Here is a 20215-nt window from a genome sequence, read left to right as displayed (position 1 = left end):
CCTTGACCGTACGCGACCGTACGCCTGGGTCCTTGACCGCCTAACGCCGGCGGCGCAGGACGCGGCCCACCACGACGGCCGACGCGACGGCCAGGGCCGCGGCCGGGGCGAGCCAGCGCAGACCGACTCCGGCGGCGGAGGAGGAGGGGGCCGGGACGGGGGCGTAGCGGCCTCGCGGAGGCGCGTGGTCGACCTCCTCGGCGCTGCGGCCGATCATCGTGCGGCGGGCGTGGGCGGCTTCGGCGGGGGGCCGAGCGGGTCCGTCGAGCGCGCCGGGCTCACCGAGGCCCTCGAAGCCGCCTTCGGCGAAGGGGGCGAGGGACGGGTCGAGCGCCGGGGGCGGGACTTCGGCGTCGAACACCGCCTCGGTGACCTCGGTGACACCGTCCCTCTCAACGCCCTCGAAGTCGTCGGCGTCGTCCGAGTCGGCGAGCTCCGCCTCCTCGCCATCGGCCACAGGATCGGCCACGGACTCGACGGCCGGCTCGGCCACGGGCTCGGCCTCGAGCGCCGCCGCCGCCACGATGTTCGCGGCGACGCGGTCCAGCAGCCGCTGCACGGCCGCGTCGGTGTCCTCCGGCGTGAAGCCCGCCGCGCGCCCGTCGGCGGAGCCCTCCCCGGAAATCTCCAGGCGGGTCCCGTCCCCCTGCGGGGTGAGCCGCAGCGCCAGCGCGAGCTTGACGGTCCCGCTGCCCCGTACCTCGGCTCCCTCGCCCTCGACGGCGAAGTGCCCCGGGTCCCGCTCGGTGACGGCCAGCGCCCCCCGATAGGTCACGGTGTGCCCGCCCACCCGCACCTTGATCCGGCCCGCCAGCGGGCCGGACGCGGTGTCGGCGTCCTGCTGGAGCCCGGGTACGCAACGGGCCACCCGGGCGGGATCGCGCAGCACGGCGCGGAGGTCTTCTGCCGGTACCGGAACGAACACCTGATGCTCCATGCGGACGAGCCTACCGATGAGACCGGTTCCTGTACCCGGTCCTGCGCCGACCCGGGCCCTACGTGTACCTCGGGTGCGGGAGCGTCGAGGGCGGCAGGCCGGCCACCCGGGTGCCTTCGGCCACCCGCGCCGCGTCCTGGAGGGCCGCGGTGGACACCGAGCGCAGCCCCGGCGTGTCGCACTCGACCCGCAGCTGCGGTACGGCGTCCCGCGCGGCGAGCACGAAGCCCCAGTCCTGCGGCTTGGCGCCGGTGCCGCCCTGGGCGCGGTCGGGGCCGGCGGCGAAGCCGGAGAGACGGCCGCCCGCGCTGTAGGGCGCGGTCCGCAGACCGGCCGCCCGCAGCGTGGCGTCCACCGTCCAGTACGCGCGCGGCCGGGTGGCCAGGGGCCCCGCGTGCACCGCGATCCGGCCGCCGGGGCGCAGGGCGCGCGCGGCCAGACCGTAGAACTCCTGCGAGTACAGCTTCGTGCTGGGCGTGATGCCCGGGTCGGGCAGGTCGGAGACGATGACGTCGAAGCGATCCCGGGCGGCCGGGCCCCGCAGCCAGTTGAAGGCGTCCTGCGTGACGACGCCGAGGCGGGGGTCCTCGTACGCCTCGCCGTTCAGCTCGGACAGCATCGGGTCGGTGCGGGCGAGCCGGACCACTCCCGGATCGAGCTCGACGACGGTCACGGAGACGACGTCCCGGTAGCGCAGCACCTCGCGGGCGGCGAGCCCGTCACCACCGCCGAGGACCAGGACCCGGGCGTGCGGGCCGGCCATCGCGGGGTGCACGAGGGCCTCGTGGTAGCGGTATTCGTCGTAGCCGCTGACCCTCAGCCGTCCATCGAGGTACAGGTCGAGCGAGCGCGGCGATCCGGTGGCCGGTCCGGTCAGCACCAGTTCCTGCACCTCGCTCTGGACGGCGACCCGCACGTCCCCGCCGTAGACGGCGCTGCGCGCGACCCGCTCGAAGTCGTCGGCCAGCAGGGCCGCGGAGGCGAGCACGGCGAGGACGGTCACGTTCGCGGCGAACAGCAGCCAGCGGCAGCGGCGGCTGAGGTCTCGGCGGAACAGCCACAGGACGAGTCCGCCGCCGACCGCGGCATTGACGGCGCCGGTGAGCACCGCGCCCGTGAGCTGGCCGAGGACCGGCAACAACAGGAAGGGGAAGGCGAGCCCGCCGACCAGGGCGCCCACGTAGTCGGCGGCGAACAGGTCCGCGACCGCGCCGCCCGCGTCCTGCCGGTGGATGCGCTGGATCAGCACCATCAGCAGCGGGATCTCGGCGCCGATGAGGACTCCGATGGAGAACGAGAAGGCGACCAGCGCCGGCCGCGACTCCCCCAACCAGGCGAAGCTCGCGTACAGGGCCATGGCGGACAGGCCGCCGAGCAGGGCGAGGGTCGCTTCGACGGCGGCGAACCCGAACGCGGGTCGTGCGCGGAGCCGTTTGGCGAGCAGGGAGCCGACACCCATGGCGAAGACCATGACGGACAGCACCACCGACGCCTGGGTGACGGAGTCCCCGATGAGGTAGGAGCCCAGCGCGAGCAGCTCCAGCTCGTAGACGAGACCGCAGGCGGCGCAGACGAAGACGGTGGCCAGCACGAGGAGTCGGCCGGTCCGGGGCCGTACGGGCAGGGCGGCCGGGACGGTCGCCACGCCCCGCGGCCCCGGAGCCGGCAGCACCCGGCGCGGTACGGAACGGTCGATCATGCAGCGAACCGTACGTCACCGCCCACTCGCACCCCGTCACTCACAAGGGTGTAGGTGGTGCCCCGATCCAGCCAATCGGCGTAACCGCGAGCCGGCCCCCGACGGGTCTCACAGCGACGCCACGGCCACCGACTCCGGCGTGCCCACGCCCGCGCCCGTCCGCACGCCGACCCGTGTGCGGGTGGCGACCAACTGGCCTTCCTGCGGGTACGCGTGCCAGGTCCGCCACCGCACTTGTCCCTCGTGGCGCTGCGCCAGCAGGGCGGTGAAGGCGTGCGGGCTGCCGGGGAAGGTACCGGCGAGCCCGTTCGGGTGATCCGCGACCAGCGCGAGGAGTTCCTGGGCGCGCCCGGCGAACGAGCCGCGCGAGAGGGTCTCGACGCGCGCGGCGAACTCGTACTCCCAGTCGCCCACCCGCTCGGCCACGCCCAGCGGCAGCGGGGTGCTGCTGCCGGGCATGCAGGCGACCGTCTCCGAGCAGAGCACCTCGCCTTCCTCCAGGAACACTTGGTGGGAGGCGCCGAGCAGGCGCAACTCCACCTTCGCGCCCGCGAGCTGGAGGTTCAGTACGGCGAGGGCGGGCAGCCGGTCCCGTCCCAGGGCCCAGGCGAGATCGGCGGCACGCGTGTCGGTGTAGGTGGTCTGGAGGGTCGTGAGCATGAGTCGGCTCCGCAAACGCGCGAGGGAGGTGGGCCGGGGACCGCCAGCGGTTGGTCAACGGGTGGGGGGACACCGGCACGGGTCCACAGGAAGTCCAGGGAGGTCCGAGGACTGGTCTACTCAACCGAGGGAATCATGAAAGGCACGGCACTCACAGCGTTTTTACCCAACTTGACGGGGTTTACATCCCCCCGGGGGCTACCCGGTTCACGTGTTCACCACATGCCGCCCGTACGTCGTAACGCGGAGGCGGACGCGGGTTCTGACGAGGTACGAATGAGGTACGGATGAGGTACTGACGAGGACCGACAGGGCACTGGCGAGTCACTGACGCGGCGTGTTGACGAGGTGCCAACGAGGAGACGCCCAAGGGAAGTTGTCCCCGCTGGGCGTCCCGTTTACGCGGTACCGGCCGTACCGATCCTCAACTGGATCCGCATCCGCCGCCACCGCAGGAGGAACCGCACGACGAACCGCAGGATGACGAGGACCCGCAGGACGAGCCGCCGGAGCACCCGCCCGAGGAACCGTCGGAGCCGCTCGTGGCCCACCAGCTGCTGCCACTGCCACCGCTCCCGCCGCCCGCGGCCTTGACGGCCACCGCGATGACGATCCCGACGAAGACGACACCCAAGAGCACTATGGCAAGAACCATCTTCTCGCCCCTCTCTGAACCCCCGGACCCCCGGGGTGCGGGACCCCCGTGTCCCGTGTGCGGGGGAGATTCCCGCGGGCCACCCGCGCCAAAGCACACTTGAGCAACTCCAGAGGTTCCCCGCAGGATGGCCGCCATGAGCGCACCCGCGGGCGGCAGCCGCCCCTTCCTGAACCGCCGTCTGGCGGCCTTCGGCACAACGATCTTCGCGGAGATGTCGGCCCTGGCCACCGCCACCGGATCGATCAACCTGGGCCAGGGGTTCCCCGACACCGACGGCCCGGCCGAGATCGCGGAAGCGGCCGTACGCGCGATCCGGGACGGCAGGGGCAACCAGTACCCGCCGGGTCCCGGCGTCCCCGAACTGCGGCTCGCGATCACCGAGCACCAGCGGCGCTTCTACGGGCTGACGTACGACCCCGACACCGAGGTCCTGGTCACGGCGGGCGCCACGGAGGCCATCGCGGCCGCCCTCCTCGCCCTGCTCGAACCGGGGGACGAGGTCATCGCCCTGGAGCCGTACTACGACTCCTACGCCGCCTGCATCGCCATGGCCGGCGCCGTCCGCGTCCCGCTGACGCTGCGCGCCCCGCTCTTCCGCCTCGACGTCGACGCCCTGCGCGCCGCCGTCACCCCCCGCACCCGACTGCTCCTGCTGAACACCCCGCACAACCCCACGGGCACGGTCTTGACCCCGGCGGAGCTGGCCGCCGTCGCCGAGCTGGCGATCGAGCGGGACCTGCTGGTCGTCACCGACGAGGTCTACGAGCACCTCGTCTTCGAGGGTTCGCACACCCCGCTCGCCTCCCTGCCCGGAATGCGCGAGCGCACGGTCACCATCTCCTCCGCCGGCAAGACCTTCTCGTTCACCGGGTGGAAAGTCGGCTGGGTCACCGCGCCGCCCGCGCTGGTGGCGGCCGTCCGCTCGACGAAACAGTTCCTCACGTACGTCTCCTCGGGCCCCTTCCAGCACGCGATCGCCGAAGCGCTGGCCCTGCCGGACACGTTCTACGAGACCCTCCGCGCGGACCACCTCGCCAAGCGCGACCTCCTCGCCGACGGCCTCGCGGCAGCGGGCTTCGAGGTGTTCCGCCCCCAGGGCACGTACTTCATCACCACCGGCATCACCCCGCTGGGCGAGAAGGACGGCCTCGCCTTCTGCCGCGCCCTGCCGACGCGCTGCGGCGTGGTCGCCATCCCCAACCAGGTCTTCTACGACGACCGCTCGGCCGGCGCCACCCAGGTCCGCTGGGCCTTCTGCAAGCGGAGGGAAGTGTTGGCCGAGGCGGTGACGCGGCTCGGGCGGCTGTAGCGCGACGGACGGACGGGGCACCCGAACGGGCGCGCCGGCGTCCCCCGAAAGACTTGCCGCCGGAGCGGGGTGCGGGGCGATCACCTGGGCAAACAGCGGTGCGGCGGGTGTCGGCCGCGAATCGGCGCGGGAGCCGGCCTCGTAGGGTTGGCCCGTCGTGGGGAGGCCGGCCGGGAGCCGTCCCTTCCACCGCGGGCTCCGGGGTGATCGGCGCCGGATCGAGGCTGACGCAACGCGAACGCGCCGGAAGCGCCGGCGGGAGGACCGGGAGACATGGCTGCGGTTTCGACGGGTCCGAGGCTGTCCCCGCGGCTGCCGCGGACGCGCACGGACGGCCCGTCGCCGGCCCTCCTGGCCCTCGGCGTGTTCGCCGCCGTACGCGGGGCGGGGGTGCTGATCATCGCCATCGGCGCCTGGTGGGCCGGGCGGGACCCCGTTCGGGTCCTCGGCGGGTCCTGGGACTCCGTCTGGTACCTCGGCATCGCCGCCCACGGGTACGGCCGGACCCAGATGTGGGCGGACGGATCCGTACAGAGCGACTACGCGTTCTTCCCGCTCTACCCCGCGCTGGTGCGCCTCGCGGGCGGCGGCGCCCTCGCCGCGCTGGCGGTGGCGTGGGCCGCCGCGGCCGGGGCCGCCCTCGGGGTCCACCGGGTCGGGGAGCGGCTGCTGGGGGCCCGGGGCGGAGTGCTCCTGGTCGCCCTGTGGGCGGCGCTGCCGCACGCCGTGGTGCTGAGCGCCGGCTACACCGAGGCGCTGCTGGCCGCGCTCGCCGCCTGGGCCCTGTACGCGGTGCTGCGGGAGCGCTGGCTGTGGGCCACGGCGCTGGCGGTCCTCGCGGGGCTGACCCGGCCCACGGGGATCGCCGCCGCCGCCGCGGTGTCGGTGACGGCCCTGCACGCGTTGGCGATACGCGGCCGGCGCGCCCCCGAGGTGTGGGCGGCCGCGCTGCTGGCCCCGGCGGGCTGGGTGGCGTACGTCCTGGTTGTGGGGGCCCGCACGGGGCATCCGGTCGGCGGGTACTTCACCGTCCAGCGGCGCTGGGGCTCCCGCTTCGACTTCGGCGTGGGCACGCTGCGCGACGCCGAGAAGGTGCTGACGGGCGCGCCCGTGCCGCTGGCCACCACCGTGACCGTGGCGGTACTGGTCGTGGCGGCACTCCTCGCGGTGCCGCTGCTGCTGGACCGGGCCCCGCTGGCGCTGCTCGCCTACACCGGGGTGCTGATGCTGATCACCTACGGCGGGGGCGGCTTCTTCGAGTCGAAGCCGCGCTTCCTGCTGCCCGCGTTCCCGCTGCTGCTGGCGCCCGCCGCCGTAATGGCCAAAGCCCGGCCGCGCACCGCGGTCGTGGTGACCGCGGGGCTGGCCGGGCTCTCGTACGGCTATGGGGTGTACCTGCTCCTGGTGGCGCGGGTACCGCTGTGACGGGTCAGTTCTCCTCGTCGCCCTTGTCGTCCCCGCCGTCGGCGGAGTCGGCGTCCTGTTCCAGGCCGAGCTGCTCGACGAGCCACTTGTCGAACTCGATCGAGGCCCGGACCCAGCTGACGGTGGAGGACACGAAGTGCTCCAGGTTGACGCCGGTACCAACCAGCATCTGTGCTTCGCCGATCAGGCGGACGGAGCCGTCGTCGTGCGTGTGGCTGTAGACCTTCGGCCACAGGGTGCGGCGGTTCCAGTCGTCGATCGTCTCCAGCAGCTGCGGCTTGTCTTCGATGCCGTGCGGACGGTCGTAGAAGGTCCGCACCGAGAAGACCTGCTGCTCGCCGTCGCCGCGGAACATGAAGTACGTGCGGAACTCCTCCCACGGCGCCGCGAGGTCACCCTCGTCGTCGACGACGTACTTGAGCTCCATCTGCTCCAGCAGCTGCTTGACCAGATCCTGGTCGGGGACGACGGGGCCCGCCGGTCCTGTGGCCTGCGGATCGGGCTGCTGCCCTCCGAAGTTCGGAATCGAGGCCGGGTCGATGCTCACCGTGTACTTCCCTTCGTGCGGATGATGTCATCCTCCCCCATCGGTCCCACCCCGTGTCCAGCCCCGCACGCCCGATCCGCTCCGGGCGGACACGAGTAGGACTCCGGTAAGGACGGGTGGGCACCGGGACCCGGTCGCCCGGGCCCCGGCGGGGTGTCACAGCGCCTTGCCGACCAGCAGGTCCTCCCCCGCCACGTCCACGCGTACCGTGTCGCCCTCGCGGACCTCGCCCGCCAGGATCTCCTTGGCGAGGCGGTCCCCGATGGCCGTCTGGATCAGGCGGCGCAGGGGTCGGGCGCCGTAGGCCGGGTCGTTGCCCTTGTCCGCCAGCCAGGCCAGGGCCTCCGGCGTGACGTCCAGGGACAGCCGGCGGTCGGCCAGCCGCTTGGCGAGGCGGCCGATCTGGAGCTCGGCGATGTGGGCCAGCTCGTCGCGGCTCAGCGCGGAGAAGACCACGAGATCGTCCAGGCGGTTGAGGAACTCCGGCTTGAAGGAGGCCCGCACCACTTCGAGGACCTTGGCCTTCTTGTCCTCCGGGGAGGCCCCGGGGTCCATCGCACCCTGCCCGCTCAGGAACTGGCTGCCCAGGTTGGAGGTCAGGATCAAGATGGTGTTGCGGAAGTCCACCGTGCGGCCCTGGCCGTCCGTGAGGCGGCCGTCGTCCAGGACCTGGAGCAGGATGTCGAAGACCTCGGGGTGGGCCTTCTCCACCTCGTCCAGCAGGACCACGGAGTACGGGCGCCGGCGTACGGCCTCGGTGAGCTGACCGCCCTCCTCGTAGCCGACGTACCCGGGCGGCGCGCCGACCAGCCGGGCCACGGAGTGCTTCTCGCCGTACTCGGACATGTCGATGCGGACCATCGCCCGCTCGTCGTCGAAGAGGAAGTCCGCGAGCGCCTTCGCCAGCTCGGTCTTGCCCACGCCCGTCGGGCCCAGGAAGAGGAACGAGCCCGTCGGCCGGTCGGGGTCGGCGATGCCCGCCCGGGTGCGGCGCACGGCGTCGGAAACGGCCCGTACGGCCTCCTCCTGGCCGATCAGGCGGCGGCCCAGCTCGGCCTCCATGCGCAGCAGCTTCTGCGTCTCGCCTTCGAGCAGGCGGCCCGAGGGGATGCCCGTCCAAGCGCCGACCACGTCCGCGATGTCGTCCGGGCCGACCTCGTCCTTGACCATGGCGTCCTTGGACGGTCCGGCCTGGGAGGCCTCGGCCTCCGCTTCCGTGGCCTCCGCCAGCTCGCGCTCCAGGGCCGGGATCTCCCCGTAGAGCAGCTTGGACGCCGCGTCGAAGTCACCGTCGCGCTGGGCGCGCTCGGCCTGCCCGCGCAGGTCGTCCAAGCGCTCCTTGAGCTCGCCGACCCGGTTGAGGGACTGCTTCTCCTTCTCCCAGCGCGCGGTCAGGCCGCGCAGCTCCTCCTCCCGATCCGCGAGGTCCTTGCGGATCTTCTCCAGACGCTCGATGGAGGCCGGGTCGGACTCGTTCCTCAGTGCCAGCTCCTCCATGCGCAGCCGGTCGACGGAGCGCTGGAGCTCGTCGATCTCCACGGGGGAGGAGTCGATCTCCATGCGGAGCCGGGACGCGGCCTCGTCCACCAGATCGATGGCCTTGTCCGGGAGGAACCGGGAGGTGATGTACCGGTCCGAGAGGGTGGCCGCGGCGACGAGGGCGCTGTCGTTGATGACGACCTTGTGGTGGGCCTCGTAGCGGCCCTTGAGGCCGCGCAGGATGGCGATGGTGTCCTCGACGGACGGCTCGGCCACCAGCACCTGCTGGAAGCGGCGCTCCAGCGCGGGGTCCTTCTCGATCCGCTCGCGGTACTCGTCGAGCGTGGTCGCGCCGACCATGCGCAGCTCGCCGCGGGCGAGCATGGGCTTGAGCATGTTGCCCGCGTCCATGGCGGAATCGCCGCCGGCGCCCGCGCCGACGACCGTGTGCAGCTCGTCGATGAAGGTGATGATCTGGCCGTCGCTGGACTTGATCTCGGCGAGGACGGTCTTGAGCCGCTCCTCGAACTCGCCGCGGTACTTCGCGCCGGCGACCATCGCGCCGAGGTCGAGGGAGACCAGCCGCTTGTTCTTGAGGGACTCGGGTACGTCGCCCTTGACGATGCGCTGGGCCAGGCCCTCGACCACGGCCGTCTTGCCGACGCCGGGTTCGCCGATGAGCACCGGGTTGTTCTTCGTACGACGGGAGAGGACTTGGACGACGCGCCGGATCTCCTGGTCGCGGCCGATGACCGGGTCGAGCTTGCCCTCGCGGGCGGCCGCCGTGAAGTCGGTGCCGAACTTCTCCAGGGCCTTGTACTGCCCCTCCGGGTCGGGAGTGGTCACCCGCCGGCCTCCTCTTGCGTTCTCGAAGGCGTCCAGCAGCTTCTTCGCGGTCGCGCCCTGGTCGGAAAGGACCTCGCCGGCCGCGCCGCCCTTGGCGGCGAGGGCGATGAGGAGGTGCTCGGTGGAGAGGTACTCGTCGCCGAGTCCGCCCGCCTCGGCGTCGGCCTCGGCGAGTACGGCGAGCAGCTCGCGCGTGGGCTGCGGCGGCGCGACGGTGGAGCCCGTGACGCTGGGCAGGGCGGCCAGCAGCCGCTCGGCGCCGGTGCGCACGGCGGCCTGGTCGGCGCCGGTCGCGGCGAGCAGGTCGATGAGGTTCTCGTTGTCCTCGCCGGCGAGCAGAGCCAGCAGCAGGTGCGCGGGGGTCAGGTCCGGGTGGCCGTCCTTCACGGCCCTGCTGGTGGCCGCGTTCAGCGCGTCCCGGCTCTTGTTCGTCAGCTCGGCGTCCACCGCCGCTCTCCTCTCCGTGGCAGGTTCGGATCGTCACGTCCCAGCATGACATCCGGTGTGACAAGTACAGCGTGCACAAAGTTGAGTCTATTCCACTCAAGGTGCTTTTCAAGAGTCGACCGGCCAGAGCACCGCCGGCCCCCGGACGTACGCTTCGCCCATGGCCCACGACGTACTCCACCCGACGCCCGAATACCTCGCCTTCTGGCAGGAACGGCACGTCTGCACCCTCACCACCCACCGCCCGGACGGCAGCCCGCACGTCGTGCCGGTGGGCGTGACGTACGACCCCGGGGCCGGACTGGCCAGGGTCATCAGCAACAAGCACAGCAAGAAGGTCCGCAACGTCATGGAAGCGCCCGACGGCATCGCGAGGGTGGCGGTGTGCCAGATGGAGGGCCGGCGCTGGGCCACCCTGGAGGGGCTCGCCACGATCCGCACGGACGAGGCGTCGGTGGCCGAAGCGGTGGAGCGCTACGCGCGACGGTACGGGCGGACGCCCTCGCCGAACCCGGACCGGGTCGTCCTGGAGATCACCCTGGACCGCGCCATGGGCCGCGCCTGAGCGACCGGGGCGACCGGGGCGACCGGGGCGACCGGGGCGACCGGGGCGACCGGGCAGCGTCGATGGCGTGCGGCGTGGCCGCCGCCGGGCCCGGACATCACAACGGCGCCATCGTGGTCAGGTCCACGATGGCGCCGTTGTGTGGGGGTAGCGCCTGAGCGATGTGCAACGAGGGGGAATCGCTTCAGGCACTTCGGGGGGTGGCGGCGGTGATATCGGGCTCGAACAGCTGGTGGTCACGCTGGTCGAGGTTGACGAAGACCATTCCGTACCGCACCTCACAGCGGACGGGCTGCGGTGCGCCCCGGGGGCGGCGCAGACAGCGGTAGGCCCGGACGTCCTCGTCCTCTTCTCGTACGACGACGATCGGCTGGCCGAACAGGGTGACCATCAGCGAATCGCCGGCATGGGGGATCGCCGTGGCGAGGTCGATGAACTGCCACCCCGACCGGTACGCCGAAGCCATCTCGCGGCGGAAGTCCCGGTCGTCGGGGGTCACTGGGAGACCTGCGCAGGAGCGCTGTTCCAGCCTAGGTCCTGGGGAGCCGTGTTCCAGCCGAGATCTTGCTTGCCTACCGACTCGACGGGCGTACCGGCACTGGCCTGAACGCTTCCCGCGTCCCCGTTGACGGCGACGACTGCCCCGAAGACCGCAACGGCGGAGAAAACAACGGCAAGCGCCGAGCGAAGCATTCTCTTATACATGGTCGGCTTCGTCCTCACTTGATGGAATCCTCTCCCCCGCAGTGACAGACGATGGCTTATTCAGGCACGTCAGTGCCACAGGGACGATGCATCATGTTCTTACATGTTCAGGACCCTGGGGGGTGGAGATTTGGTAAGAAGCGAGACAAACGCGACACATCCCCACCCTGTCACGGAGATGTGCGCCGAAGGGGCACGTCTCTACGCGGCCGCCCTTAGCACCGGCCGTGTCGCCCGCGGCGAGGTCAGGAACGCCCCCTGCCTGCTCGAATTCGCTCTGCTGCGACCCGACCCCGATGACGCGAACCAGCTCCGCGCGGTTCCTCCGTCCGTCGCGCTCGCACAACGGCTCCACCCCATCGAACGCGAGATCCAGGACCGCAGACGCACTGCTGTAGATCTCACCGATGCATTCGAGCCGTTCCTGACCATCAGTGCGCAGAGTCCGGCCAACACCCACGCCATCACGGTGTTGGAGGGAATCGACCAGATCAACGCCGCTCTCGACCTCGCCACCGCCGAGTGCCACACCGAGGCCCTGACCGTCCAGCCGGGCGGCGCCCGGCCGACCTTCATACTCAGCGAGGCCCTGGAGCGCGCCGCGCCGCTCATCGACCGCGGGGTGAGCATCCGTACGCTCTACCAGCACACCGTGCGGCACAGCCAGGGCACGCTGGCCTATGTGGACCGCATCTCCACGGGCAAGGTGGAGATCCGCACGCTGGAAGAACTCATCGAGCGCCTCATGATCTTCGACCGCACGGTGGCCTTCATCCCCGCGAGCGACGACCGCCGCGTGGCGCTGGAGCTGCGGCACCCGGGGCTCGTCGACTACCTCATCAGAGTCTTCGAGCAACTCTGGCGCAGGGCGGTCCCGTTGGGCGACGAGGTGCCGTACACGCACACGCCGGACGGCATCTCCGGCGTGCAGCGCTCCATCGCCCAGCTGCTCATCGAGGGGCACGTGGACGAGGCGATCGCGCGCCGGCTGGGGATGAACGTACGCACCTGCCGCGCGCACATCGCGAAGCTGGCGACCGTCCTGGGCAGCGGCAGCCGCGCGCAACTGGGCTTCCTCATCGCGCAGTCGGGCATCCTGCACAGCGCGGCCCCGCCGCTGCCCCCCGGGGCACGCCTGGCCCCCTGACGCGCGGAACCCCGCCCGGTTCCCCGGACGGGGTCCACACTTCCTGCCGCGGGCCGCCTACGACCGACACACCGCGCCCGGCGGTCAGACCTGCGGGCGCTTGGGACGCCAGACGACCAGCGCGTTGCCGGGCTGCGGCGGCTGGTACGGGACCAGGTCCCGCCGGTACGAGGCGTGCACCTGCGCCTCCCTGGCCCGCAGGGTGGCGGCCGCCCCGTCCACAGCCGTGGACAACTCGGCCACGCGCTGCTGCAAGGCCGCGACCTGGTTCTCCAGCTCGATGATCCGCTTGATCCCCGCGAGGTTGATGCCCTCGTCCTGGGACAGCGCCTGCACCGTGCGGAGCAGCTCGATGTCCCTGGCCGAATATCGACGCCCGCGACCGGCCGTCCGGTCAGGTGAGACCAGGCCGAGACGGTCGTACTGGCGCAGGGTCTGCGGATGCAGTCCTGAGAGCTGGGCGGCCACCGAGATCACATAGACCGGTGTCTCGTCGGTCAGTTGGTACGGGTTCTTGCGGCGGCCGTCCATCTCATGCTCCCTTCGCGGACTCGAACAGCGCGGCACGCGGGTCCTCGGACCCCGTCGCGTCGCGGTACATCTCAAGCGCCTCGCGGGCCTTGTCCGACAACTCCGCCGGGACGGCCACCTCGACCGTCACCAGCAGGTCGCCCCGGGTGCCGTCCTTGCGGACCGCGCCCTTGCCCCGGGCGCGCATCGTACGGCCGCCCGGGGTGCCCGGCGGCAGTTTCAGCGTGACCGAAGGACCGTTCAGCGTCGGCACCTTGATCTCGGCGCCGAGGGCCGCCTCCACGAAGGTCACCGGGACGGTCACCGTGAGGTTGTCGTCCTTGCGGCCGAAAACGGGGTGGCTGCCCACGTGGACCACCACGTACAGGTCGCCCGCGGGACCGCCGCGCTCGCCCGGCGCGCCCTTGCCGCGCAGCCGGATCCGCTGGCCGTCGAAGACGCCCGCCGGGATACGGACCTGCATGGTGCGGGAACTACGGGCCCGACCACTGCCCTTGCAGACGTCACAGGGGGTCTCGGCGATCAGGCCGCGACCCTTGCAGTCCGCGCAGGGGTCGGTCAGCGAGAAGCCGCCGCCGCTGCCCCGCGACACCTGCCCGGTACCGACGCAGGTCGGGCACACCCGGGGGGTGCCGTTCTTGTCGCCGGTGCCCGAACACGCCTTGCAGGGGGCCTGCGAGGACATCCGGAGCGGGACCGTGGCCCCGTCCACCGCCTCCGTGAAGGAGAGGGTGACCTCCGACTCGATGTCCTGGCCGCGGCGGGGCTGGGTGCGGGTTCCCGCACCGGGGCCCGCGCCGCCGCGGTTGAACAGGCCGCCGAAGACGTCCCCGAGGCCGCCGCCGAAGCCGCCGCCCGCGCCGGCGCCCGGCTGGGCGCCGCCGAAGAGGTCACCGAGGTCGAAGTTGAACGAACCCCCGGCCCCGCCCGGCCCGGGGCGGAAGCCCCCGTTGCCGAACAGGGCGCGCGCGTCGTCGTACTCCTTGCGTTTCTTGGCGTCCCCGAGGATGTCGTTCGCCTCGGAGATCTCCTTGAAGCGCTCCTCGGCCGAGGCGTCGCCCTTGTTGGCGTCCGGGTGGAACTCGCGGGCGAGTTTCCGGTACGCCTTCTTGATCTCGGCCTCGGTGGCGTCCTTGGGGACACCGAGGACCTTGTAGTAGTCCTTCTCGACGAAGTCCTTCGTGCTCATCCCCGGTGGCCCTCCTCTCGTACGACTACATGTTCGACGTCAGCCCTTGTCCGGGGCATCCGTGTCCTTGTCAGACGGCGTGTCGCCGTCCGCGGACTCGGACTTCGCGGCGGGAGCCGCGCCCGGCTGGGGCTCGGCCACCGCGACCCGGGCGGGACGGATGGTGCGCTCGCCGATCCGGTAGCCCGGCTGCAGGATCGCCACACAGGTCGTCTCGGTGACGTCCGGTGCGTACGAGTGCATCAGGGCCTCGTGGACCGTCGGGTCGAAGGGCTCGCCCTCCTTGCCGAACTGCTGCAACCCCATCTTGGCGGCCGCCGTCTCCAGCGACTCGGCCACCGACTTGAAGCCGCCGACCAGTTCGCCGTGCTCCCGCGCCCGGCCGATGTCGTCGAGGGTCGGGAGCAGTTCCGTCAGGAGGGACGCGACCGCGATCTCCTTGACGGCGATCCGGTCCCGCTCCACCCGGCGGCGGTAGTTCTGGTACTCCGCCTGGAGCCGCTGGAGGTCCGCGGTGCGCTCGCCCAGCGCGGTACGGGCCTGGTCCAGCTGCGCCACGAGGGCGGTCTCCTTGCCGAGGGCCTCGGCTGCTGCGTCCCCGGCCGGGGCCGCCTCGTCCTCCTTGGAGGAGTCGGCGGCCTTCGGCTCGGCTGCCGCGTCGTCCGCGCCGGCGCCGGTGGGGACTTCGGGCTTCTCGTCGAAACCCTGGGTCTCCTCCGACATCAGGCAGCGCCACCCTTCGGCTTCTCGTCGTCCACGATCTCGGCGTCGACGACGTCGTCGTCGGCCTTGGCCTGGCCGGCCTCGTCCGCGCCGCCGGCGGCCTGGGCCGCCTGGGCGTCGGCGTAGATGGCCTGGCCGAGCTTCTGGCTGACCGCCGCGACCTTCTCCGTGGCCGTACGGATCTCAGCGGTGTCCTCGCCCTTGAGCTTCTCCTTCAGCTCTGCGACGGCCGCCTCGACCTCGGTCTTGACGTCACCCGGGACCTTGTCCTCGTTGTCCTTGACGAACTTCTCCGTCTGGTACACGAGCTGCTCGGCCTGGTTGCGCGTCTCCGCGGCCTCCTTGCGACGCAGGTCCTCGTCCGCGTACTGCTCCGCCTCCTGGCGCATGCGGTCGACCTCGTCCTTGCCGAGCGAAGAGCCGCCGGTGACGGTCATCTTCTGCTCCTTGCCCGTGCCGAGGTCCTTCGCCGTGACGTGCATGATGCCGTTGGCGTCGATGTCGAAGGAGACCTCGATCTGCGGGACGCCGCGGGGCGCCGGCGGCAGACCGGTCAGCTCGAACATGCCGAGCTTCTTGTTGTACGCCGCGATCTCGCGCTCGCCCTGGTAGACCTGGATCTGCACCGACGGCTGGTTGTCCTCGGCCGTCGTGAAGATCTCCGACCGCTTGGTCGGGATGGTCGTGTTGCGCTCGATGAGCTTGGTCATGATGCCGCCCTTGGTCTCGATACCGAGGGACAGCGGGGTCACGTCGAGGAGCAGGACGTCCTTGACCTCACCCTTGAGCACACCGGCCTGCAGGGTCGCGCCGATGGCGACGACCTCGTCCGGGTTGACGCCCTTGTTGGCGTCCTGGCCACCGGTGAGCTCCTTGACGAGCTCGGCGACGGCCGGCATGCGGGTGGAGCCGCCGACCAGGACCACGTGGTCGATCTCGGACAGCTGGATGCCGGCGTCCTTGATGACGTTGTGGAACGGGGTCTTGCAGCGGTCGAGCAGGTCCGCGGTCAGCTGCTGGAACTGGGCGCGGGTGAGCTTCTCGTCCAGGTGCAGCGGGCCCTCGGCGGAAGCCGTGATGTAGGGCAGGTTGATCGAGGTCTCCGTGGAGGAGGACAGCTCGATCTTCGCCTTCTCGGCGGCCTCGCGCAGACGCTGGAGCGCCATCTTGTCCTTGGACAGGTCGACGCCGTGGCCGTTCTGGAACTGCTTCACGAGGTAGTCGACGACACGCTGGTCCCAGTCGTCACCACCGAGGTGGTTGTCACCGTTGGTGGCCTTCACCTCGACGACGCCGTCGCCGATCTCCAGGAGGGACACGTCGAAGGTGCCGCCACCGAGGTCGAAGACGAGAATGGTCTGGTCGTCCTTGTCGAGACCGTAGGCCAAGGCGGCGGCCGTCGGCTCGTTGACGATGCGCAGGACGTTGAGGCCCGCGATCTCACCGGCCTCCTTCGTCGCCTGACGCTCGGAGTCGTTGAAGTAGGCCGGGACGGTGATGACCGCGTCCGTGACCTTCTCGCCCAGGTACGCCTCGGCGTCGCGCTTCAGCTTCTGCAGGATGAAGGCGCTCATCTGCTGCGGGTTGAAGTCCTTGCCGTCCAGGTTGATCTTCCAGTCAGTGCCCATGTGGCGCTTGACCGAGCGGATCGTACGGTCCACGTTCGTGACCGCCTGGCGCTTGGCGACCTCGCCCACGAGGACCTCGCCGTTCTTGGCGAAGGCGACGACGGACGGCGTGGTCCTGGCGCCCTCGGCGTTGGTGATGACGGTGGGCTCGCCGCCTTCCAGAACGCTGACGACGGAGTTAGTGGTGCCCAGGTCGATGCCGACCGCACGTGCCATTTTGATTCCTCCAGCTGACTTGAGTGGAACAGACTCAAGGATGCAGGAAGCCTCCTCGTGCGTCAACAGAGGTGAGCCGAGTCGACTCAACTCTTACGCCGCCCTTACGCTCAACCAGCGGCACCGACCCCTGGACGGCGGGGCCGACCGGGCGACGCCCGCAGCGCGCCGACCCGGGCGCGGCGCGGCCGTGCGGGACGGTGCCTGCATGCCGCTGCCGCCCCTCACGCTCCCCGCGCTCCGGCGTCCCGCCCGGCCGTTCCCCCGGCCGGACCTCTCCGCGAAGCGGGTGCTCGACCTGCTCGGCGCGCTGCTCCTGACCGCCGCGTTCGCCGCCCCGCTCCTGGCGGCGGGCGCGCTGCTGTACGCGGCCGGGCAGGGGCCCCGGCGGCGCGGGGGGCAGGGCGCGCGGGTCCTCGTACGGGAGCCGGCCGCCGGGACGGGCGGACGGACGTTCCGGACGTGGCGGCTGCGGACGGAGGGCGCCGGGCGGGCGGGAGAGCTGGTGGAACGGTGCGCCCTGGACGCGATGCCACAGCTGCTCAATGTGCTGCGGGGCGAGATGTCACTGGTCGGCCCGCGCCCCGAAGCGGGCGTGGACAGGGCCGATAGGCTGCTCGTACGGCCCGGTATGACCGGATTGTGGCAAGTGGGTTCCCGCTCCGACCTGCCCTGGGAAGAGATGGCCCTGCTGGACCGGCACTATGTGGAGAGTCACTGGCTGGGGATGGATCTGGCGATCCTCGCGCGGACCCCCGGGGCCGCCTACCGACAGAGGCACCCCTGAGCGACACAGATCACCGCACGCCCACCTACTTTGGGGCGCGGGAACTGGGTAACCTCAAACCTTGACTCAATAAGTTACCGCTTAGTAAGTCCCGCCCGAGGAGCCGTCCCATGCAACTCGCCGCGATCATCGTGTCGCTGGTCCTGACCGTGATCGGCGTTGCGCTGCTCGCCCGAGCCGTGGCGCAGATCTACCGGTTCGTGAAACTCGGCCAACCCGTGCCGGCGGGCAGCCGCACGGACCGACCGAAGGAACGAACGCTCACCCTGGTCAGGGAGTTCCTCGGCCACAGCCGGATGAACCGCTGGGGCATCGTCGGCTTCGCGCACTGGTTCGTCGCCATCGGCTTCCTGACGCTGCCGCCGACGCTGCTGCAGGCGTACGGCCAGCTCTTCCAGGCCGACTGGACGCTGCCGATCGTCGGCGACTTCCTGCCCTTCGAGCTCTACATCGAGTTCATCGGCGTCATGACGATCCTCGGCATCGTCGTCCTGATGGCGATCCGACTGCTGTCGCTGCCCTCGCGGGCCGGTCGCAAGTCGCGCTTCGCGGGCTCCAAGGCCTGGCAGGCGTACTTCGTCGAGTACGTGATCCTCACCATCGGCCTCGCGATCCTCACCCTGCGCGGCCTCGAGGGCGCGATCCACCACGTGGACTCGTACGAGCCGGCGTACTTCGCCTCGTACCCGCTGGTGCTGGCCTTCAAGAGCCTCTCGCTCGGGACCCTCCAGAACGCCATCTACTTCACCGCGATGGTCAAGATCGGCGTCTCGCTGATCTGGATGATCGTGGTCTCGCTCAACACCAACATGGGTGTCGCCTGGCACCGCTTCCTCGGCTTCCCGAACATCTGGTTCAAGCGGAACGCGGACGGCGCGACCGCGCTGGGCGCGCTCCAGCCGATGACCAGCGGCGGCAAGGAGATCGACTTCGAGGAGCCGGGCGAGGACGACGTCTTCGGCGTCTCCCAGGTCGAGCAGTTCTCCTGGAAGGGCATCCTCGACTTCTCCACCTGCACCGAGTGCGGCCGCTGCCAGTCGCAGTGCCCCGCCTGGAACACCGGCAAGCCGCTCTCCCCGAAGCTCCTGATCATGTCCCTGCGCGACCACGCGCACGCCAAGGCGCCGTACCTGCTCGCGGGCGGCGGCAAGGACATGGAGGGCAACGAGAAGGCGACCGCCGAGCAGTTGAAGGACGTTCCCGCCTCCGCCCTGGCCGAGGCGGAGCGTCCGCTGATCGGCACGGTCGAGGAGAACGGCGTCATCGACCCCGACGTGCTGTGGTCCTGCACCACGTGCGGCGCGTGCGTCGAGCAGTGCCCGGTCGACATCGAGCACATCGACCACATCGTCGACATGCGGCGCTACCAGGTGATGATCGAGAGCGCGTTCCCGTCCGAGGCGGGCACGATGCTCAAGAACCTGGAGAAGAAGGGCAACCCCTGGGGCCTCGCCAAGAAGCAGCGGGTGGAGTGGACCAAGGAGGTCGACTTCGAGGTCCCGATCGTCGGCAAGGACGCGGAGGACCTCTCCGAGTTCGACTACCTCTACTGGGTCGGCTGCGCCGGCGCGCTGGAGGACCGGGCGAAGAAGACCACGAAGGCCTTCGCGGAGCTGCTGAACATCGCGGGCGTCAAGTTCGCGATCATGGGCGGCGACGAGAAGTGCACCGGTGACTCGCCGCGCCGCCTGGGCAACGAGCCGCTGTTCCAGCAGCTGGCGCAGGAGAACGTGGCCATGCTGAACATGGCCTTCGGCGAGGACGACGAGGACCCCGAGACGCGCAAGCCCAAGTCGGCGAAGCGGATCGTCTCGACCTGCCCGCACTGCTTCAACACCATCGCGAACGAGTACCCGCAGCTGGGCGGCGAGTACGAGGTCATCCACCACACGCAGCTGCTCCAGCACCTGATCGACGAGGGCCGGCTGACGCCGGTGACGCCGGTCGACGGACTGATCACGTACCACGACCCCTGCTACCTGGGCCGGCACAACAAGGTCTACACTCCGCCGCGCGAGATCATGTCGGCCGTGCCGGGGCTGCGGCAGCAGGAGATGCACCGCCACAAGGAGCGGGGCTTCTGCTGTGGAGCGGGTGGCGCCCGGATGTGGATGGAGGAGCGGATCGGCAAGCGCATCAACAACGAGCGCGTCGACGAGGCCCTGTCCCTGAACCCGGACATCGTGTCGACCGCGTGCCCGTTCTGCCTGGTGATGCTGACCGACTCGGTGAACGGCAAGAAGAACGACGGCCAGGCCAAGGAGTCCGTCCAGGTGGTGGACGTGGCGCAGCTGCTGCTGGAGTCGGTGAAGACCCCGGGCCCGGACGCGGAGGCGCTGGCGTTGGCCGAGGCGGAGGCGGCTGCTGCGGCTGAGGCCGCGAAGGCGGAGGCGGAGGCCGCGAAGGCGAAGGCTGAGGCGGATGCCAAGGCCAAGGCTGAGGCGGACGCTGCCGCGAAGGCGGAGGCGGACGCTGAGGCGGAGGAAGAGGCGAAGACCGCGCAGACGCCGGCCGACGCGGAAGCCGAGCCGAAGGCCGAGACCGAGGTGCCCGCGCCCAAGGCCGAGCCGGAAGCTGAGGCTGCCGAGCCGAAGAACCAGGTCGAGGTGCCCGCGCCGAAGGTCGCGCCCAAGGCCGAGGACAAAGCCGAGGTCGAGGCCGACGCCACCGAGCCCAAGGCCGAAGCCGAGCCGAAGGCCGAGACCGAGGTGCCCGCG

At 71.0% G+C, this 20215-nt stretch carries 16 protein-coding genes and 1 pseudogene; 6 read left to right on the top strand and 11 right to left on the bottom strand.

The window, feature by feature from the left end; translation table 11 throughout:
• Positions 1–40 precede the first annotated feature (40 nt).
• The 4 genes from ACV7NM_RS17265 to ACV7NM_RS17250 form a co-directional block, all read right to left on the bottom strand.
• Positions 41–937, bottom strand: a complete 897-nt coding sequence (locus tag ACV7NM_RS17265; RefSeq protein WP_463411106.1) for an SRPBCC domain-containing protein — start codon at positions 935–937, stop codon at positions 41–43.
• Between the two features lie 58 nt (positions 938–995).
• Positions 996–2636, bottom strand: a complete 1641-nt coding sequence (locus ACV7NM_RS17260) for a polyamine aminopropyltransferase (protein ID WP_463411105.1) — start codon at positions 2634–2636, stop codon at positions 996–998.
• A 108-nt stretch (positions 2637–2744) separates the two neighbouring features.
• A complete protein-coding gene (locus ACV7NM_RS17255; RefSeq protein ID WP_136210053.1) occupies positions 2745–3296 on the bottom strand; it encodes a DUF2617 family protein in 552 nt (183 codons plus the stop codon).
• A gap of 398 nt (positions 3297–3694) precedes the next feature.
• Positions 3695–3847 (bottom strand): hypothetical protein, encoded by a 153-nt coding sequence (locus tag ACV7NM_RS17250; RefSeq protein WP_463411104.1) that lies wholly within the window; start codon positions 3845–3847, stop codon positions 3695–3697.
• A gap of 231 nt (positions 3848–4078) precedes the next feature.
• Between ACV7NM_RS17250 and ACV7NM_RS17245 the strand changes: the two genes are divergently transcribed.
• Together ACV7NM_RS17245 and ACV7NM_RS17240 are read left to right on the top strand one after the other, a co-directional pair.
• Positions 4079–5263: a pyridoxal phosphate-dependent aminotransferase gene (locus ACV7NM_RS17245; RefSeq protein ID WP_463411103.1), complete on the top strand. Its 1185-nt coding sequence runs from the start codon at positions 4079–4081 to the stop codon at positions 5261–5263.
• 273 nt (positions 5264–5536) lie between these two features.
• Positions 5537–6688, top strand: coding sequence for a hypothetical protein (locus tag ACV7NM_RS17240; protein WP_463411102.1), 1152 nt, complete (start codon positions 5537–5539; stop codon positions 6686–6688).
• Between the two features lie 4 nt (positions 6689–6692).
• Here the strand turns inward: ACV7NM_RS17240 and ACV7NM_RS17235 are convergent, their stop codons facing one another.
• A complete protein-coding gene (locus tag ACV7NM_RS17235; RefSeq protein WP_136210059.1) occupies positions 6693–7235 on the bottom strand; it encodes a type III secretion system chaperone family protein in 543 nt (180 codons plus the stop codon).
• 156 nt (positions 7236–7391) lie between these two features.
• Positions 7392–10007 (bottom strand): ATP-dependent chaperone ClpB, encoded by a 2616-nt coding sequence (gene clpB, locus ACV7NM_RS17230; protein WP_463411101.1) that lies wholly within the window; start codon positions 10005–10007, stop codon positions 7392–7394.
• A gap of 160 nt (positions 10008–10167) precedes the next feature.
• On the opposite strand from clpB, the gene ACV7NM_RS17225 reads away from it, so the two are divergent.
• Entirely contained in the window at positions 10168–10572 is a 405-nt protein-coding gene (locus ACV7NM_RS17225; RefSeq protein WP_463411100.1) for a pyridoxamine 5'-phosphate oxidase family protein, read from the top strand.
• Between the two features lie 184 nt (positions 10573–10756).
• On the opposite strand, the gene ACV7NM_RS17220 is transcribed toward ACV7NM_RS17225, so the two are convergent.
• Complete coding sequence (locus ACV7NM_RS17220; protein WP_136210630.1) at positions 10757–11038, bottom strand: Rieske (2Fe-2S) protein; 282 nt, start codon at positions 11036–11038, stop codon at positions 10757–10759.
• 342 nt (positions 11039–11380) lie between these two features.
• Here ACV7NM_RS17220 and ACV7NM_RS17215 point away from each other — a divergent pair, with 342 nt between their 5' ends.
• A complete protein-coding gene (locus tag ACV7NM_RS17215; protein ID WP_463411099.1) occupies positions 11381–12424 on the top strand; it encodes a helix-turn-helix transcriptional regulator in 1044 nt (347 codons plus the stop codon).
• Between the two features lie 84 nt (positions 12425–12508).
• On the opposite strand, the gene ACV7NM_RS17210 is transcribed toward ACV7NM_RS17215, so the two are convergent.
• Genes ACV7NM_RS17210 through dnaK form a run of 4 tightly spaced genes read right to left on the bottom strand, consistent with a single transcriptional unit; the run spans position 12509 to position 16711 of the window.
• Positions 12509–12955: a heat shock protein transcriptional repressor HspR gene (locus ACV7NM_RS17210; RefSeq protein WP_463411098.1), complete on the bottom strand. Its 447-nt coding sequence runs from the start codon at positions 12953–12955 to the stop codon at positions 12509–12511.
• A 1-nt stretch (position 12956) separates the two neighbouring features.
• Positions 12957–14144 (bottom strand): molecular chaperone DnaJ, encoded by a 1188-nt coding sequence (gene dnaJ / locus ACV7NM_RS17205; RefSeq protein WP_463411097.1) that lies wholly within the window; start codon positions 14142–14144, stop codon positions 12957–12959.
• Positions 14145–14183: 39 nt separating this feature from the next.
• Positions 14184–14867: a nucleotide exchange factor GrpE gene (gene grpE / locus ACV7NM_RS17200; RefSeq protein WP_463411096.1), complete on the bottom strand. Its 684-nt coding sequence runs from the start codon at positions 14865–14867 to the stop codon at positions 14184–14186.
• Positions 14867–16711, bottom strand: coding sequence for a molecular chaperone DnaK (dnaK, locus tag ACV7NM_RS17195; RefSeq protein WP_136210075.1), 1845 nt, complete (start codon positions 16709–16711; stop codon positions 14867–14869). The genes grpE and dnaK overlap by 1 nt, the downstream gene beginning before the upstream one ends.
• A 208-nt stretch (positions 16712–16919) precedes the next feature.
• Here dnaK and ACV7NM_RS17190 point away from each other — a divergent pair, with 208 nt between their 5' ends.
• Positions 16920–17498, top strand: coding sequence for a sugar transferase (locus ACV7NM_RS17190; protein WP_463411095.1), 579 nt, complete (start codon positions 16920–16922; stop codon positions 17496–17498).
• A 110-nt stretch (positions 17499–17608) separates the two neighbouring features.
• Positions 17609–19816: pseudogene (locus ACV7NM_RS17185) on the top strand ((Fe-S)-binding protein); the annotation flags it as partial.
• Positions 19817–20215: the final 399 nt, after the last annotated feature.

It is taken from the genome of Streptomyces sp. Tek67B01, assembly GCF_055231995.1.
Note: the sequence above shows the minus strand (reverse complement) of the source record. Positions and strands in the feature narration are given on the sequence as shown.